We start from the raw sequence: 2,761 nt of genomic DNA, 5'->3' as shown, positions 1-2,761 counted from the left end.
AAGTTCGGGAACCGGTCAGGAGGCCTGGACGTCGAACCGCGCGGCCGGTGCGGCAAGGTGCACCGGCCCGCCGAAGACGCGGCTGGCATCGGCCTGTCTGGCCTGCAGCCAGCCCGGGTCGCCAGAGATGAAGTGGGTGAGCACGAGCTGGGCGACGTCGGCGGTGGCTGCGGCCTCACCGGCATCGGTGGCGCTGAGGTGACCGTGCGGTCCGTCGTCGGTGACCTCCAGAGTGGCTTCGGCGAGCAGCAGGTCGACGTCCCTGGCCAGCGGAATCAACGCATCGGTCCGGCCCGTGTCCCCGGTGTAGGCGAGCGTTCCCGCCGGGCCGTCCACCCGGACTCCACAGTTGGGAACGGCGTGCCGCAGGCCGTGCATGCTGATTTCGCAGTCACCTGCCTTGAACACCTCACCGGCGGTGTACTCCCGTACGTCGAAGGCGATGTCGAAAGCCTTGTCCAACATGGGAATGGTCGCTACCGGAAACAGTTTCGCAAGCTTGTCCAGAGTCGCCCGACCGCCGGTCGGCACGTACAGTGGAATGGGTGGACGCTCGATGTCATCATCGGCATCCGGTAGGTTTTCCAGGTGGTGCCCATACCGGGCGCGCCCGCTCAGAAGAGCCTTTCCAATGGGCAACAGATCATAGCAGTGATCCGAGTGAAAATGACTGATCACAACCGCGTCCAGCATCTTCGGATGGCCGATCGCACTGAGCGCCAGGGCAACTCCCGGACCGCAGTCCAGCAGTATTCTGGCACCTTCCGTGCTCACCATGTAGCCTGAACTGCTCTGACCGCCGGCTGGCATTCCAGAGCGACAGCCGAGGACCGTGAGATGCATTGGAGAGACATCCGATCTTTTGAAATGCCGAAATTAACGCCGCACTTTCTGAACGTAAAATTCACTCGTTCCAGCGATGGTGCTGGTCAATCATGGATTTGGCAACCAGCAGCTGCCACACGCACGATTGCGAGGACCAATCGCCGCGAGCTGAACCGGGTAGAAATCCCGGCTACGTCGTCGGGCCGGTCGCAGCCCTGACCGGCGGTCGCCGATCCCGGCCGGGATCGGCTGGGATCGGGCGGGCTCGGCGGCACCACCCGGAGCTGATGTGGTGGTCAGACCGGTGGGAGCGGGCGGTACGCTTTTGTGAATTCGAACAGGACCCGCCGTCCGCTCGGTGAACGGACCGCAAAGCGACCACAAAAGTCATTGGAATAATCGCCGACGGCATGCGCGTCCACCTACGGTCGATTGCCATTTCGAATAGATCAATACAACCGGAAGACAAGTATTGACAATACTCGTACCATCGACAAAAAATTTCGGATGATGACGGTGTTCGCCAGGTCGACCTTCATGAGGCAGGGAGAGACCGCATGCTCGCCGGCACGTTGCACGAAGCACTTGACCAGATGGCCGCGTACCGCCCTGACACGCCCATCGCCTTCCCGTCCGAGCCGGCGACGATTTCGCTGCACGACCTCGCGGAGTCGTCGCGGTCGATGGCCCGCGCATTGACCGAAGACGGTGTCGGGCCCGGCAGTCGGGTCGGTATCTTCAGTCAGAACGCGCCCGAGTTCCTGCAGGCCCTGTTCGCCATCACCCGGACCGGTGCAGCCGCGTGCCCGTTGCCGCTACCCAACGCCGCCCGGGACCTGCGCGGGCACGCGAACCGGCTGGCACGGATCTCATCGGTCGCAGGGATGCGTCGCGTGGTGGTCTCGTCCCGGTTCCGGGCCCTGGCCGGTCGTTTCAGCGAGGCCATGGGCGAGACCACGTTCGTCTGCGCCGAGGAGCTGCGCTGCGGCGCGACCTCGCCGGGAATGCTACCCACGGTGGCGCCGACGGACCTGGCGATCGTGCAGTTCACCTCCGGGAGCACGGCGGCGCCCAAGGGGGTGCAGCTCACCCACGCCAACGCGCTCGCGGGTATCGAGGCGATCAGCGAGGGCATCGAGCTCGGCCCGGGCGACAGCGGCGGTATCTGGTTGCCGCTCTTCCACGACATGGGACTCTTTGCCACCCTGTGCGCGATCATGCGCGGGATACCCATGACGGTGTGGTCGCCGACCTCGTTCGTGAAGGATCCGGCGCGGTGGCTGGACGAGTTCCTCGCCTGCGAAGCCACGATCTCCAGCGCCCCGAGCTTCGGCTACGACCAACTGACCGCGGCCGTGTCCGCGGATGACGCGGCCCGACTGAACATGCGGCGCTGGCGGATCGCCTTCAACGGTGCCGAACCGATCGCGGTCTCCTCGATCGAGCGTTTCCTTGAGCGCTTCACACCGGCCGGCTTCGCGCCCGAAACAATGTTCCCGGTCTACGGTATGGCCGAGGCGACCCTGGCAGTCACGTTCCCCGCGCTCGGCCGGGCGCCGGTGTCGGTCTGGGTTGACCGCGACCGGCTGGCCAATACGGCGTCGGCCCACGAGGTGGCACGTGGGCACTCCCAGGCCCGGGGCATCGTCGGCGTGGGCCAACCCGTACGGGGCGTGCAGGTGCGGATCGGCGACGCCGCGGGCACCGGTGTGTCCGCCGATGACCACCGGGTCGGCGAGATCGAGATCCGTGGGGACTCGGTGACGTCTGGTTATCTAGAGGGCCAAAGAGCGCGCGACGATCGTCAGATCGCGCGCCCGGCGGGCAGCGAGACCGACCCGTTCACATCCGACGGCTGGCTGCGCACCGGTGACCTGGGGTTCCGCCGAGGTGAGGAACTCTTCGTCACCGGACGCCGCAAGGAAATGATCATTGT

General features: G+C 65.6%; 2 protein-coding genes. One reads left to right on the top strand and one right to left on the bottom strand.

The window, feature by feature from the left end; translation table 11 throughout:
• Positions 1-15 precede the first annotated feature (15 nt).
• Entirely contained in the window at positions 16-843 is an 828-nt protein-coding gene (locus U9980_RS27405) for an MBL fold metallo-hydrolase (RefSeq protein WP_322750794.1), read from the bottom strand.
• A 539-nt stretch (positions 844-1,382) separates the two neighbouring features.
• Here U9980_RS27405 and U9980_RS27400 point away from each other — a divergent pair.
• Positions 1,383-2,761 (top strand): AMP-binding protein (locus U9980_RS27400; protein WP_322770573.1); only part of this gene is annotated, 1,379 nt, incomplete at its 3' end.

This window comes from Protofrankia sp. Cr1, from assembly GCF_963555865.1.
GTDB lineage: Bacteria > Actinomycetota > Actinomycetes > Frankiales > Frankiaceae > Protofrankia.
The sequence above is the reverse complement of the archived record's forward strand: the minus strand, read 5'-3'. Positions and strand labels throughout refer to the sequence as shown.